The organism is Actinomycetospora chibensis (assembly GCF_028737215.1).
GTDB lineage: Bacteria > Actinomycetota > Actinomycetes > Mycobacteriales > Pseudonocardiaceae > Actinomycetospora > Actinomycetospora chibensis.
Map to the genome: position 1 here is coordinate 14,131 of NZ_JAQZAM010000013.1, position 12,072 is coordinate 26,202.

Below are 12,072 nucleotides of genomic sequence, written 5' to 3' on the forward strand. Positions count from 1 at the left end.
GCCACCGGCACCCCGGGCCCCTAACCTGGCCCGATGCCCAGCCGCGTCCTCGACCTGGTGCGGGGACGTCCCGGGCCGGCGCCCGGCGGGTCGCGGGGCGGATGGCGCCGGGCGGTGGCGACCGCGGGCCTCGCGGTCGTCCCGACGGTGCTCGCCGCCCTGGTGCTCCTGCCCGACCTGGTCGGTCTGGACCGCCACCTGCCGTTCGCCGTGTTCGCCGCCCTGCGGCCCCTGCTCACGGTGCTCGCGGCGGCGGGCGTGGTGCTCGCCCTGGTCGTGCGCCTCCGTCGGCCCCGTCGGCCCGGTCGGCGGCGGGCCGGCGTCGTCGGTCTCGCCGGCGTCGGGGTGGTCGTCGCGCTGGCGGCGGCGTTCGTCGTCCCCCGCGCGATCGCCGACGAACCGCCCCCGCCCGGTGGCACCGCGCTCACCGTGCTGTCGTTCAACGCCTTCGAGGGCCGGGCCGACGTCGGCGCCCTCGCCGAGGTGGTCCGCCGCGAGCGTCCCGACCTCGTCGTGCTGCCCGAGGCCGGCGAGCGCTTCCGGACGCGGATCGCGGCCCTGGTGCCCGGGTACCGGTCGTGGACCAACGTCCCGGCACGCGCCGCGGACGTCCGCGGCATCGTCGTCCTCGCCTCACCACGTGCCGGCGACGTCACCGCCCGGACGATCTCCGACGCACCCGGCACCCCTACGGACACCCGCTACCCGTGGGCCGAGGTCACCGGCGGGATCCTCGGCCCGGTGCGCCTCGGCGCGGTGCACGTCGTCTCGATCGTGCCGGGGTGGATCGGCTACTGGCCCGGCGAGCTCGAGCTGTTGCAGCGGTGGTGCGCCCGCCCGGGCGGCGGGTCGCTCGTCGTGGGCGACGTCAACGCCACCCCGGACCACTCCGCGTTCCGCGCCGGCACCCGGGGGTGCGCCGACGCCGCCACCGAGCGCGGCGAGAGCCTGACCTCGACCTGGAACGCGGGCTGGCCCCGGGCCGTCGGCGCGCAGATCGACCATGTGCTGACCAGCGGCGGGCCGAGGGCCCGCGACGTGACGGTGCTCGACGTGCCGGGCTCGGACCACCGCGCCCTGCTCGTGCACCTGCGCCTGTAGCCGGCTTCAGCTCTGGAGGTGGCCCCGACTCAGGACGCGTGCCGCGCCGGCGCCGGCATCGCGTGGGCGTGCCGGGGGCGCACGGGTTCACCGCGCAGGTCGCGGTGGCCGCCGACGAGCCCGCACCAGGAGCAGTCGGGCATCGGCACGACCATGCGCTGAGGCCCGGTGACGGGGCCGGGGTCGGGCGCGACGACCGCGAGCCCGCCCGAGGTGTGATCGCCGCGCACCGAGCGGATCACCCGGCGCAGCGCGAAGCGCAGCACCACCACGAGCAGGAGCCCGGCGAGGGCGACCACCGCGAGCCACTTGGCGAGCAGTACGGCGCAGAACGCGATGAGCAGGCCGACGATCGCCGTCGTCACCCTCGCGTCGTCGTCCACGCGGAGGAGGGTACGTCCACCGAGGGACCGTCCGGGGTCACATCGACCCCGCGTGTCCCTGAGTGATCACGAGTCACACGGGAGGGAGGGGGTCGCTCACGGACCGGTGAGGGCCCGGAGACGACCAGGCGACGACCCGGGAACGACAAAGCCCCGTGGGCCACCGGGTCGGGGGTCCGGTGGCCGCACGGGGCACCCGGGATGTCGTGCCGGGTCGGCGGGTCGTTACACCGTCTGCCGAGAAATCTCCTCGGGAGAAATCTCGTCGGGCCACGCGACGGTGCGGGTCCGCACCGTCACACCGCCCGGGGTGCGCCCACCGGCCAGGGCGGCGGCGCGTACGCAGAACTCGACCCACAGCAGGTACTGGATCTGCTTGGCCAGCCCGATGCGGCTGTAGAGCACGTCGGCGACGGGGTCGCCCGCGCGGGCCCAGGTGGTGATGGCGAACTCGAGGTCGCCGTCGACGAGGTCGCGGGCCGCGAACTCGATCTGGCCGGCCTCGAGGTGCCCGTCCAGCGTCCCCAGCAGGAACGACGTCGGATCGCGGCGCAGCACCCGTACCGGCCCGTCCCAGGGCCCGGGCATCCGCACGACGAGCTCCTCTCCGACCGCCATCGCCCCGCTCGCCGCGACGTAGTCGAAACGGGCGACGCCGGGGACGACCGCGCGGTTCATGTTCCGGGCGAGGGCGTCGACGAGGTCGACCGCGCCACGCTGCGCGCCGACGACGCGGACCCGGAACTCGCGGTGCAGCGCCGGCCCGTACCCCATCTCGAGGGGCTGGTCGCGCTCGGTGGCGTCGGTCAGTCGCGGCGGCAGGTCCCGGTGGTCGCCGATCTCCTCGACGACGTGCACCGCGACGTCCGGGCGCACGCAGCGCCAGAGGACACCCACCACGCCGCGCGGGAGGCGGGTGAGCATGAGGGCCTCGCGCAGCACCTGGCGCGGCCCGGGGATCCAGGCCGAGGTGCCGAGGGAGAGCTCAGGGGCCTGCGACGGGGCCTGCGACGTCATGGTCCAGGCGTACCCCCGTACGGGCCCGTCCTCCCCCGACGCCGCTCACGTCACCGTGCGGACCCCGTCACCGCGCGCACGTGGTCCTGTCGCATGAGGCCCGAGGCGGGGTCGTCGAGCACGCCCTCGAACGCGAGGAAGAACGCGGCCGGGCGAACCGCAGGTTGGACCAGTCCCGGACGGCCGTACGGGCTGCACGCTCGTCGTCGCGGACACCCATCGGTCGGCCGGGCGCGATCGTGCGGCCGGAGCAACCGATGGCCCTCGTTCGGACGAACTCGCCTCAGGACACCGTGGTGGCAGCGTTCCCGGCCGCCTCGCGCGCACGCCGACGCGTCTCACAGTGCTTCTTGAGGTCCCCGGCGAGCGTCTGCAGGTGCGCCTCGACCGTCCGCGCGGTGACCCACGCGACCGTGGCGCCGACCCAGCCGGCCCGCTCGTGGACCACGGTGACGCGCGTGCGGGCGCCGTCGCCCTCGGGCGTGGTGAGGGCGAAGCGCACGCTCGCCCGGGCGCCGAGGCCCTCGTCGCTCAGCGTGATGCGGCGCCGGCGGGGGTGGAGCTCGGACACCCGCCAGACGCGCTCGGGCAGGCGCGGAGCGCGCAGGCGCACCACGCCTCCGAGCGTGAGGACGCCGCCGCCCACGAGGGTCGCGTCGCGGACCGCGGTGGTCCACCGCGGCCAGCGCGTCACGTCGGTGAGCACGGCCCAGACGTGGTCCGGGCAGGTGTCGATGTCGACCGCGATCTCGCAGCGCATGGCTCGCCTCTCCGATGAGACTCGGCACGCGGCCCGCGCGGCCGCCCCAACGTCCACCCACGGTAGGCGGGGGCCGGTGCCCGGGCCACCCCCGGCCCCCGGGCCTCGCGGTCAGGCGTCCCGGCGGCCGATGCCGATGCCGGTCAGGCCGGCGCGGCGCAGGGTGGCGGGGTCGACCAGGTTGCGGGTGTCGACCACCACCGGCTGCTTCATCACCCCGGCCATCGCGGTCCAGTCCAGCGTCCGGAACACCGGCCACTCGGTGAGCACCACCACCGCCTCGGCGCCCTGGGCGGCCTCGAGCGGGTCGGCCACCAGCGGCACGCCCTCGACCTCGTCGCGCACCACCTTGTCCGGGTTGCCCGGGTCGGCCACCAGCGCCGGGTCGTAGCCCACCAGATCCGCCCCGGCCTGACGCAGCAGCGCCGCGATCGCCAGTGCCGGCGAATCCCGCAGGTCGTCGGTGCCCGCCTTGAACGTCAACCCCAGCAGACCCAGCCGCACCCGCGTCAGCGACCCCGTCCGCTTCCCGGTCACCGCCGCACGCACCTTGTCCACCACCCGCTGACGCTGCCGGGTGTTCGTGTCGATCGTCGCGCGCAACAACCGGAACTCGAAATCCGCCGCGTCCGCGACCTGCAACAACGCGTGCGTGTCCTTCGGCAGACACGACCCGCCCCACCCCGGACCCGGCGACAGGAACGCCTGCCCGATCCGCCGGTCGTAACCGATGCCCTCGGTGACATCGCCGATGTCGGCCCCGACCCGCTCACACAGCTCGGCCATCGCATTGACGTACGACAGCTTCATCGCCAGGAAACAATTCGCCGCGTACTTCATCAGCTCCGCCGACGCCGCGTCGGTGAGCACCGTCGGCGCCCCCAGCCGGGCGTACAGCGCCGCCACCCGCTCCGCGGCCTCCGCCGCGTCACACCCCACCACGATCCGGTCCGGGTTCAGGAAGTCGTGCACCGCCGAGCCCTCACGCAGGAACTCCGGGTTCGACACCACCGACACATCCGCGCGGTCGAGCAGCTCCGCGGTCCGCGCCGCCGTCCCCACCGGCACCGTCGACTTGTTCACCACCACCGTCCCCGACGCCAGCAGCTCGCGGGTCTCCTCGATCACCGCCTCCACCGCACGCAGATCCGCGACCCCGCCCACACCCATCGGCGTCGGCAGACACAGGAACACCACCTCGGCGTCCAACCCGTCGGTGTGAGCCGACACCGCCGACGACGCACCCACCACGAACGACAACCGCCCCGCCGACACCTGCTCGGTCACCAGCTCCGACAGACCCGGCTCCACGATGTCCACCACACCGCGGCGCAACCGCTCCACCTTCGCCGTGTCGATGTCCGCGCACACCACCTGGTGCCCCAACGACGCCAGACACGCCCCCGTCGTCAGACCGACATAACCCGTCCCCACCACCGCCACCCGACGCGTGAACACGGCTTCCCCCTAGGTTTCCGCCGACGAATCCGCAGCACACGCTGCCAGATCACGCTCCGGGCACGAGGGCGTGGGCCGCCGTCGGGGGTCCCGGGTGCCAAGGTGACGGCATGTCGCCCGAGTCGGTCGACCTCCGCGGGTCGGAGACGACCATGTTGATCACGCTCTACCTGCGCGAGCGCGACGCCCGCTCGGCCCACCCGGTGCTGGGCGACCGGTTCGCTGGCGAGGTCCTCGCGCGGGTGCAGCACGACCCCGGTGCCCTGCGCTGGTTCAGCTCGGACACCGCGACGATCTGCGCCCGCGCGCGGCGCCTCGACGAGTGGACGGTCGCGTTCCTCGGCGAGCACCCCGACGGCCAGGTGCTGCACCTCGGGTGCGGGCTGGACAGCCGCCCGCTGCGCGTCGCGCGCCCGCCCGGCTCGCGCTGGATCGACGTCGACGTGCCGCGCGTCGCCGACCTGCGCCGCCGGGTCTACGACCTGCCCGACGACATCGAGACGGTGAGCGCCTCGGTGACCGAGCCGGGCTGGTGGGAGCGGGTGGACGCCGACCGCCCGACGCTCGCCCTGGCCGAGGGCCTGTTCATGTACCTCTCCCCGGCCGACGTGCACGCCGTGGTCGACCGGCTGCTCACCCGGTGCGCGTCCGGAGAGGTCGCGTTCGACGCCGTCGCCGGCTGGACGCTGCCGGTCTCGAACGCCGCGTTCGCGCTGCTGGGCGTCGACACCCGCTTCGCCTGGGGCTTCGACGGCGCCGAGCTCACGGCCCGCCACCCGCGTCTGCGCGAGCGCGACGACGTCACCGTCTCCGAGCTCGCGTCCGCGGACACCGTCGGCCCGCGGCACTGGCTCTACCGCGGGTTCGACGCGGTCCCGGTCCTGCGCGACGCGATGCGCCTGCACCGCTACGCGTTCTGAGGCTCGCCCGTGCGACGTCGGTCCAGCAGCGTCTCGATCAGGAGGAACGCGAGCAGGCTCGCGCCGAGCAGCGGAACGGCGACGCCCACCGCGATCGTCACCACGACCACCCCGGCGTAGAGCCCGCGCGGCAGGGACCGCAGGACGCCGTCGGCGGGCACGTGCCCGGGCCGCCGGCCGGGCCCGCGACGCCACCACAGGACGTAGCCCCACACGATCATGCAGGCGAGGCCGGTGGCGAGGGCCGCGAGGACGACCTGGTTCGCGAGCCCGAACAGCAGGCCCATGTGCGCGTCGATGCCCCAGCGGGCGAGCTTCGCCGCGAGCGGCCAGTCCTCAGCGCGCACGACGTCGGTGACCTGCCCGGTGTCGGGGTCGACGGCGATCGCGTCGAGGCGCTGGGGCCAGGTGCGGTCGATCTGGCTGACGGTCGTGGCCGCGCCCTCGCCGCCCGGGGTGATGTCGAGCGGCCCGTCGAGCCCGGCGTCCGCGGCGGCGCGGGCGGCGACGTCGAACGACGCGGGCGTGGCCGTGGTCGGTGTCGTCATGGTCATGCCGCCGTGGCCGGCGTGCTCGCCCGCCTCCGGGGCCACGGCGACGGTGCCGGGCAGCGCGATCTCGGGCTCCGGGGTCTCCCAGGAGAGCTGGGCGCGCAGGGTGCTGATGTTCTCGCCGGCGTACGTCGACCAGGTCAGCCCCGTGGCGGACAGGAACAGCAGCCCGCCCGCCGCCCACAGCCCGACGACGGCGTGCCACGAGAGCAGCCGGGCCCGTCGGCCGCCCGTGGTGCGGGGCACGAGCAGCGCGCTCGCGCGCTCCCTGCGGCGGCGCCGGACCAGCCCGATCCACAGCGTCAGCCCGGCCAGCACGAGCACCCACAGCCAGGAGGCCGCGAGCTCGGTGTAGAGCCGGCCGGCGTCGCCGAGGTGCAGGTTGCGGTGCAGCTGGTCGACCCAGGCGCGCAGCGGCATCGCCTGCCCGGAGCCGTAGGTCTCGAGCACGCCGCGCAGGTCGCCGGTGTGGGGGTCGACGAACGCGGTGCGGTAGAAGGACTCGGGCAGGCCGGGATCGTCAGCGATCACCTGGGTGGTGTCGGTGGGGGTCGCCCCGGGGCGCACGGCGCGCAGCTCGGTGCCGGGCAGGGCGTCCATGCCGACACGGACCTGGTCGGCGAGCGGGACCTGGGCGTCCGAGGGCGGCACGGTCAGCTCGTCGCGGTAGACGACGGGCTCGAGGGCGGGCATCAGCGTGTACACCAGCCCCGTCAGGGCGGCGACCAGCAGGAACGGCCCGACGAGCACGCCCGCCCAGAAGTGGATGCGCAGCACCAGGGGCCGCAGCAGCGACCAGGGGCCCGCGCGGGTCGGGGCGGCGGCCGGGCGCGGGGGCGCCGGCTGCTCGTCGACGGTCACGGGGAGCCTCTCGGGGTATCGGGTCGCTCTAATGCACGAGGAGCATCAGGGCCATCGCGGCCCCGGTGACGGCCTGGCAGCCGAGCTGGACGGCGGGGGCGTCGACGGCACGGCCGAGCGCGCTGCCGAAGCCGGCACCGCCGCCGCCAACCGTCCCGCCACCGGCCGTCCCGCCACCGGCCGTCCCGCCACCGGCCGTCCCGCCACCGGCCGTCACGGTGGCCGGGGCACGCAGGCGCACCAGCACGGCGACCGTGGCGACGGTGTGGACGACGAGGTAGAGCGCGAGCGCGGTGGCGACGGCGCTGAGCGCGAGCGGGGTCGAGGCCGCCGCGGCGCCGTGCCCGGCGTGACCGGCGCCGTGGGACATGCCGGCCATCCCGCCGGCCGGCACCATGATCACGTACATCACGGCCATCGCCGCGTTGCTCAGCAACAGGTGGGTGGGGTGCGCGCCGCAGCGGTCGCCGCCGACCGGCGAGCCCAGGGGCCGTTCCCGGTGGCGCAGCGCCAGCAGGCGGGCCGCCCACACGACGCCGAGCGCGCCGAAGGCGACCGCGCCCGCCGTCGGGGGCACGAGGTCCGCGGTCGCGGGCAGCACCATCGCCGCCATCCCGAGGCCCATCACGACGTGGTTGGCCTCGGCGGCCGCCGCCGCGCGCTCGTGACGGGCGCGGCGGCGCCACAGGCTCACCGCGCAGAGGGCCGCGGCGGCCAGCAGGACGGTGGCGAGGAACCCTGCGAGGGGCGCGGGGAGGCTCACCTGGCGTCGGCGAGGAGGCCGTCGAGGACCCCGTTGCGGGCGTCGTCGACGATCACGGCGAGCTGCGCGAGGCTCATCTGGATGCGCTGGCCGAAGTCGTCGGTGATCACGACGCGGCGCTCGTCACCGGCGTCGGGGTCGAGGTGGAGCTCGGGGCACCCGCAGGAGCACTGCCCGCAGAACGTGGCGACGTGCTGCAGGCCCGCGGTGGGGCCGGCAGCGAGCGGGTCGTGGTCCGTCATGACGGTCCTCCAGGGCGTGGGCTGCGGTGCCGTGTGTGCTGCGACCAGCGGCGACGGTACGGCGGTGCGGTCCGGTGGCATACCGCTCGCCCCACCGCACCGGCCCGGTGTGCCCGGACGGCCGAGCGTTCTCAGGAGATCACCCGTTCGTTCTCAGGTGATCGCGTCGCAGGGCTCCGCGAGCACGATCCGGTGGGCGCCTACCGTCAGCGGCAGCACGGTAGGCATCGTCGGCACGACACCGAGCCCCGTTTGTCGGGACGGTCACGCGCGGGAACTCCGGGGCGCCCGGCGACGACGCGGACGGCGGGTGTCCGACGGTGGCACACGACGAGGAGCTCCGGTGGACGACGCGAGGATCACCGCGCTGGCGCTGCGCGCCCGGGACGGCGATCGCGGCGCCGCCGGGGAGTTCGTGGCGGCGACGCAGCACCAGGTGTGGCGCCTGCTCGTGCACCTCGCCGACCCGTCGGTCGCCGAGGAGCTGACCCAGGAGACCTACGAGCGGGCCCTGGGTTCGCTGCGCCGGTACCGGGGCGACGCCCCCGCCCGTAGCTGGCTGCTCTCGGTCGCGCGCCGGGTCGCCGCCGACCACCTGCGCCGCCGCTCCCGCCGCCCGGTGAGCCCGGCGCCCCTCGCCGAGGACGACCGCCCCGTGGGAGGTGCCCCGCGCGGCGACCTCGCGGAGTCGGTCGCGGTGCGCCACGCCGTCGACGCGCTCGACCCCGACCGTCGTGAGGCGTTCGTGCTCACCCAGGTGATCGGGCTGTCGTACGAGGAGGCCGCCGCGGTGTGCCGGTGCCCGATCGGCACGATCCGTTCTCGCGTCGCGCGGGCCCGGGCCGACCTCGTCGACGCGCTCGCCGACCGTCCCGCCGAGCGGCCGCACCGCTCGGGGTGAGGGTGGCCGGGAACCACGGCGCCGGTCGCGACGACCAGCACGGCGTGGACTGCGACGGGTGCCGGGAGGCGATGTCGGCCGCCCTCGACGGCGAGGCCGACGCCGCCGAGCAGGCCCGGATCGACGCGCACCTGGGCGGGTGCGCCGCCTGCCGGTCCTGGCAGCGGGACGCCGCGCTCGTGACGCGACATGTGCGCACGGCGGCGGTCGGGGCGGGGCCCGACCTGGTCGACCGCGTCGTCGACGCTGCTCCCGCTGCGTCGGTGCGGTGGCGCGGGGTGTCCGCGCGGGCCGGGCTCGCCGCCGTCGGGCTGGCGCAGGCGGTGCTCGGGCTCGTCTCGCTGCTCGGTGCCGCGACGCACGCCCACGCGATGACCGATCCGTTCATGGTGCTCGGCGCCGGCATGGCGCACGCGACGCACGAGACGGCAGCGTGGAACCTCGCGCTCGGCGTCGCCTTCCTCGGCGGTGCGCTGTTCACGCGGCACCTCGCGGGGCTGCTGCCGGTGCTGGGCGCCTTCATCGCGGTGCTCGCGGTGCTCAGCGGCCTCGACCTGGTCGCGGGACGCGTCGAGCCCGGCCGCGTGGTGTCGCACCTCGTGCTCGTCGCCGGGTTCCTGCTCGGGCTCGCCGTCGTCCGCAGCGGGCCGCGTCCCGGCACGGGCCCGAGCCCGGGGGCGCGGTGGTGGCGGCCCGGCGGTCGGAGCGTGGTCGCCGACGACGGCCCCACCCGCCCGGCGCCGACGCCCTGGGAGCGTGAGTCCGACGTCGCGTGATCCCCGCGCGCCCGGACCCAGAGCGCCGAGTCCCGGAGCGAGGGACGCCTCCGCTGCGTCGGGAGCAGCCAGGGGCGCCCTCGCTGCGGTCGCGGTGGGCGCGGTGCCCCTCGCCGCGCTCGCGGTCGTCGCCCCGGTGCTCACCGGGCAGGTCGCGAGCGCCGGCGCCGGGCACGACGTCGCCACCGACGCGGCGGTGCTCGCGGCCGTCGCGGGCGCGGTGTGGTTCGGGCTGCTCGTGCTCGAGGCGCTGGTCCCCGGCCCGGACCGCGCGGCGGCCGCCCGTGGGCGTCCCGTGGTGCTGGTCGTCGCCGGCGTCACGGTCGCCGGCTCCGTCGTCGTCGAGGTGGTCCTCGTGCGCGGGGCCTGGCTCGCCGGCGTCCACGGTCCGCTCGCGCTCGTGCTCCTGGTGCTGCTCGGGGTCGCCGCGGTGGCGCGACGACAGGCGCTCGTCCTCCTCACCGGCGCCGCCGGCGTCGCCGCCCTGCTCGCCGGCGAACCGGCCCCGGCCCTCGCGGCCCCGACGACCATCCAGGACACGCTGCTCGGCTACCCGCTCGACGCCCCCACCGTGCTCGGAGTGCTGGGGCCCGGGCGGCTGAACCTGCTGTGGGCGGTGGTGGCGCTCGTCCTCACGGGGGCGTACCTCGCCGGTGCGTGGCGGCTCCGCCGGCGCGGCGACGCCTGGCCGCCCGGGCGGACCGGCGCGTGGCTCGTCGGGTGTGCGCTCCTGCTGTGGGCGACGAGCTCCGGGCTCGGCTCCCACGCGATGGCGACGTTCAGCTCGCACATGGGCGTCCACATGCTGCTGTCGATGCTGGTCCCGGTCCTGCTGGTGCTCGGCGGTCCGGTGACGCTCGCGCTGCGCGCCCTGCCCGCGACACCGGACGGGCCCCGTGCCTGGCTCCTGTCGCTGCTCGACGCCCCGCTCGCGCGGGTGCTGACCCACCCGTTGGTGTCACTCGCGCTGTTCGTCGGCTCGTTCTCCGCGCTGTACTTCTCGCCGCTCTACGCTCTGGCGCTGCCCTACCACTGGGCGCACCAGCTGATGTTCACCCACTTCCTGCTCACCGGCGCGCTCTTCTTCTGGCCGATCATCGGCGTCGACCGCGCGCCCCGGCCGCTGCCGCACCTCGGCCGGCTGGCGCTGCTGCTCGCGGCGATGCCGTTCCACGCGTTCTTCGGCGTCGCGCTGATGGGCGCCGGCACCGTGATCGGCGAGCAGTTCTTCGGCCAGCTGGCCCTGCCGTGGGTGCCCGACCTGCTGGCCGACCAGCACCTCGGCGGCGGCATCGCCTGGGCGTCGGGCGAGGTCCCGCTGCTCGTGGTGGTCATCGCGCTGCTCGTACAGTGGTCGCGCGCCGACCAGCGCGACGCGACCCGCCGCGACCGGCACGCCGACCGCGACGGCGACGCCGAGCTCGCCGCGTGGAACGCGATGCTCGCCGACCTCGCTCGCGGCCGCTGAGCGCCCGTCGCGATCCGCGGGGAACCGACGGGGCCCTCGGCGCGACCGGCACGACGGGCGCTGCGAGGGTCGGCGCCACCGGAGACACGAGGAGGATCCCCCGGATGGCCACGCGCCCGAAGCGCCCCGCACCACCGAAGCGCACGGCGTCCCGGACGCCGTTGATCGTCGGGATCGTCGCCGTGGTGCTGGTGGCGGCCGTCGTCTTCGGGGGCGTGCTGTTCTCCGCCGGCGGCCCCTCCGACGCCTCGGGGCAGGCGATCCCGGTCACCCCGGTCGCGGCGTCCTACCCGACGAGCGTCGAGGGTGGTGTCGTGACCGCCGGGGGGCCGGCGCTGCACACCATCGACCTCTACGAGGACGCTCTCTGCCCGGCCTGCCAGTCGTTCGAGCAGCGGGCGGGCGAGCCGATCACCCAGGCGATCGCGGCCGGGCGCGTGCAGGTCCGCTACCACCTCGTGAACCTGCTCGACCAGCGCTCGAACCCGCCCGGCTACTCCTCAGCGGGCGGCAACGCGATCATCTGCGCAGCCGAGAACGGGGCGTTCCCCACCGTCCACGCGAGCCTCTACGCCGCCCAGCCGCCGGAGGGTGGCCGCGGCTACGACACCGCGCAGCTCGTCGACCTCGGCCAGCGCGCCGGCGCCGGGCCGGGCTACGCCGAGTGCGTGACGAGCAACCGCCACGCCGGCGAGATCGCCCAGAACTTCGAGCAGGCGTCCAACGACCCCGCTCTCCAGCGCCAGGGCAGCTTCGGCACCCCGACCATCGTCGTCGACGGGAAGCTCCAGCAGCAGGGCTCGACCGAGCTCGACCAGGTGCTGGGGGGCTGACGGCGCGCTCCGACCGATGATCAGGCGCGCGTCGTCCA

Annotated in this window: 13 protein-coding genes; 6 read left to right on the top strand and 7 right to left on the bottom strand. The window is 75.8% G+C overall.

The window, feature by feature from the left end; all coding sequences use genetic code 11:
- The first annotated feature begins 33 nt into the window (after positions 1-33).
- Entirely contained in the window at positions 34-1,101 is a 1,068-nt protein-coding gene (locus PH189_RS19915) for an endonuclease/exonuclease/phosphatase family protein (RefSeq protein WP_274190575.1), read from the top strand.
- A 29-nt stretch (positions 1,102-1,130) separates the two neighbouring features.
- Here PH189_RS19915 and PH189_RS19920 read toward each other — a convergent pair whose 3' ends face one another.
- From PH189_RS19920 to PH189_RS19935, 4 genes are all read right to left on the bottom strand, one after another.
- On the bottom strand, positions 1,131-1,484 hold the full coding sequence (locus PH189_RS19920; RefSeq protein ID WP_274190576.1) for a hypothetical protein: 354 nt from the start codon (positions 1,482-1,484) through the stop codon (positions 1,131-1,133).
- 225 nt (positions 1,485-1,709) lie between these two features.
- Complete coding sequence (locus tag PH189_RS19925; protein WP_274190577.1) at positions 1,710-2,501, bottom strand: DUF1990 family protein; 792 nt, start codon at positions 2,499-2,501, stop codon at positions 1,710-1,712.
- Positions 2,502-2,784: 283 nt separating this feature from the next.
- Positions 2,785-3,261 carry an SRPBCC family protein gene (locus tag PH189_RS19930; protein ID WP_274190578.1) on the bottom strand — a complete coding sequence of 159 codons (477 nt, stop codon included), beginning with the start codon at positions 3,259-3,261 and terminating at the stop codon, positions 2,785-2,787.
- A 111-nt stretch (positions 3,262-3,372) separates the two neighbouring features.
- Entirely contained in the window at positions 3,373-4,719 is a 1,347-nt protein-coding gene (locus PH189_RS19935; RefSeq protein ID WP_274190579.1) for a UDP-glucose dehydrogenase family protein, read from the bottom strand.
- A gap of 110 nt (positions 4,720-4,829) precedes the next feature.
- Here PH189_RS19935 and PH189_RS19940 point away from each other — a divergent pair, with 110 nt between their 5' ends.
- On the top strand, positions 4,830-5,639 hold the full coding sequence (locus PH189_RS19940) for a class I SAM-dependent methyltransferase (protein ID WP_274190580.1): 810 nt from the start codon (positions 4,830-4,832) through the stop codon (positions 5,637-5,639).
- Here PH189_RS19940 and PH189_RS19945 read toward each other — a convergent pair.
- Genes PH189_RS19945 through PH189_RS19955 form a run of 3 tightly spaced genes read right to left on the bottom strand, consistent with a single transcriptional unit; the run spans position 5,627 to position 8,056 of the window.
- Positions 5,627-7,051, bottom strand: coding sequence for a PepSY-associated TM helix domain-containing protein (locus tag PH189_RS19945; RefSeq protein ID WP_274190581.1), 1,425 nt, complete (start codon positions 7,049-7,051; stop codon positions 5,627-5,629). The two genes, PH189_RS19940 and PH189_RS19945, sit on opposite strands and share 13 nt — an antisense overlap.
- A gap of 28 nt (positions 7,052-7,079) precedes the next feature.
- Positions 7,080-7,814 (bottom strand): DUF5134 domain-containing protein, encoded by a 735-nt coding sequence (locus tag PH189_RS19950; protein WP_274190582.1) that lies wholly within the window; start codon positions 7,812-7,814, stop codon positions 7,080-7,082.
- Positions 7,811-8,056 (bottom strand): hypothetical protein, encoded by a 246-nt coding sequence (locus PH189_RS19955; RefSeq protein WP_274190583.1) that lies wholly within the window; start codon positions 8,054-8,056, stop codon positions 7,811-7,813. Before PH189_RS19955 ends, PH189_RS19950 begins: the two co-directional genes overlap by 4 nt.
- Before the next feature lie 343 nt (positions 8,057-8,399).
- Between PH189_RS19955 and PH189_RS19960 the strand changes: the two genes are divergently transcribed.
- From PH189_RS19960 to PH189_RS19975, 4 genes are all read left to right on the top strand, one after another.
- Positions 8,400-8,957, top strand: a complete 558-nt coding sequence (locus tag PH189_RS19960) for a sigma-70 family RNA polymerase sigma factor (RefSeq protein ID WP_274190584.1) — start codon at positions 8,400-8,402, stop codon at positions 8,955-8,957.
- Positions 8,958-8,959: 2 nt separating this feature from the next.
- Positions 8,960-9,733, top strand: a complete 774-nt coding sequence (locus PH189_RS19965; RefSeq protein ID WP_274190585.1) for a zf-HC2 domain-containing protein — start codon at positions 8,960-8,962, stop codon at positions 9,731-9,733.
- A 94-nt stretch (positions 9,734-9,827) separates the two neighbouring features.
- The gene (locus PH189_RS19970) at positions 9,828-11,201 is read left to right on the top strand and encodes a cytochrome c oxidase assembly protein (RefSeq protein WP_274190586.1); all 1,374 of its coding nucleotides are present in this window, start codon (positions 9,828-9,830) and stop codon (positions 11,199-11,201) included.
- A 104-nt stretch (positions 11,202-11,305) separates the two neighbouring features.
- Positions 11,306-12,034 (top strand): DsbA family protein, encoded by a 729-nt coding sequence (locus tag PH189_RS19975; RefSeq protein ID WP_274190587.1) that lies wholly within the window; start codon positions 11,306-11,308, stop codon positions 12,032-12,034.
- The last annotated feature ends 38 nt before the right edge of the window (positions 12,035-12,072 follow it).

What these genes read in the sequence shown, in the direction of transcription:
- PH189_RS19955 (WP_274190583.1), bottom strand. Translation starts at nt 8,056, where the DNA reads ATGACGGACCACGACCCGCTCGCTGCCGGCCCCACCGCGGGCCTGCAG.
- PH189_RS19925 (WP_274190577.1), bottom strand. Translation starts at nt 2,501, where the DNA reads ATGACGTCGCAGGCCCCGTCGCAGGCCCCTGAGCTCTCCCTCGGCACC.
- PH189_RS19930 (WP_274190578.1), bottom strand. Translation starts at nt 3,261, where the DNA reads ATGCGCTGCGAGATCGCGGTCGACATCGACACCTGCCCGGACCACGTC.
- PH189_RS19940 (WP_274190580.1), top strand. Translation starts at nt 4,830, where the DNA reads ATGTCGCCCGAGTCGGTCGACCTCCGCGGGTCGGAGACGACCATGTTG.
- PH189_RS19975 (WP_274190587.1), top strand. Translation starts at nt 11,306, where the DNA reads ATGGCCACGCGCCCGAAGCGCCCCGCACCACCGAAGCGCACGGCGTCC.
- PH189_RS19915 (WP_274190575.1), top strand. Translation starts at nt 34, where the DNA reads ATGCCCAGCCGCGTCCTCGACCTGGTGCGGGGACGTCCCGGGCCGGCG.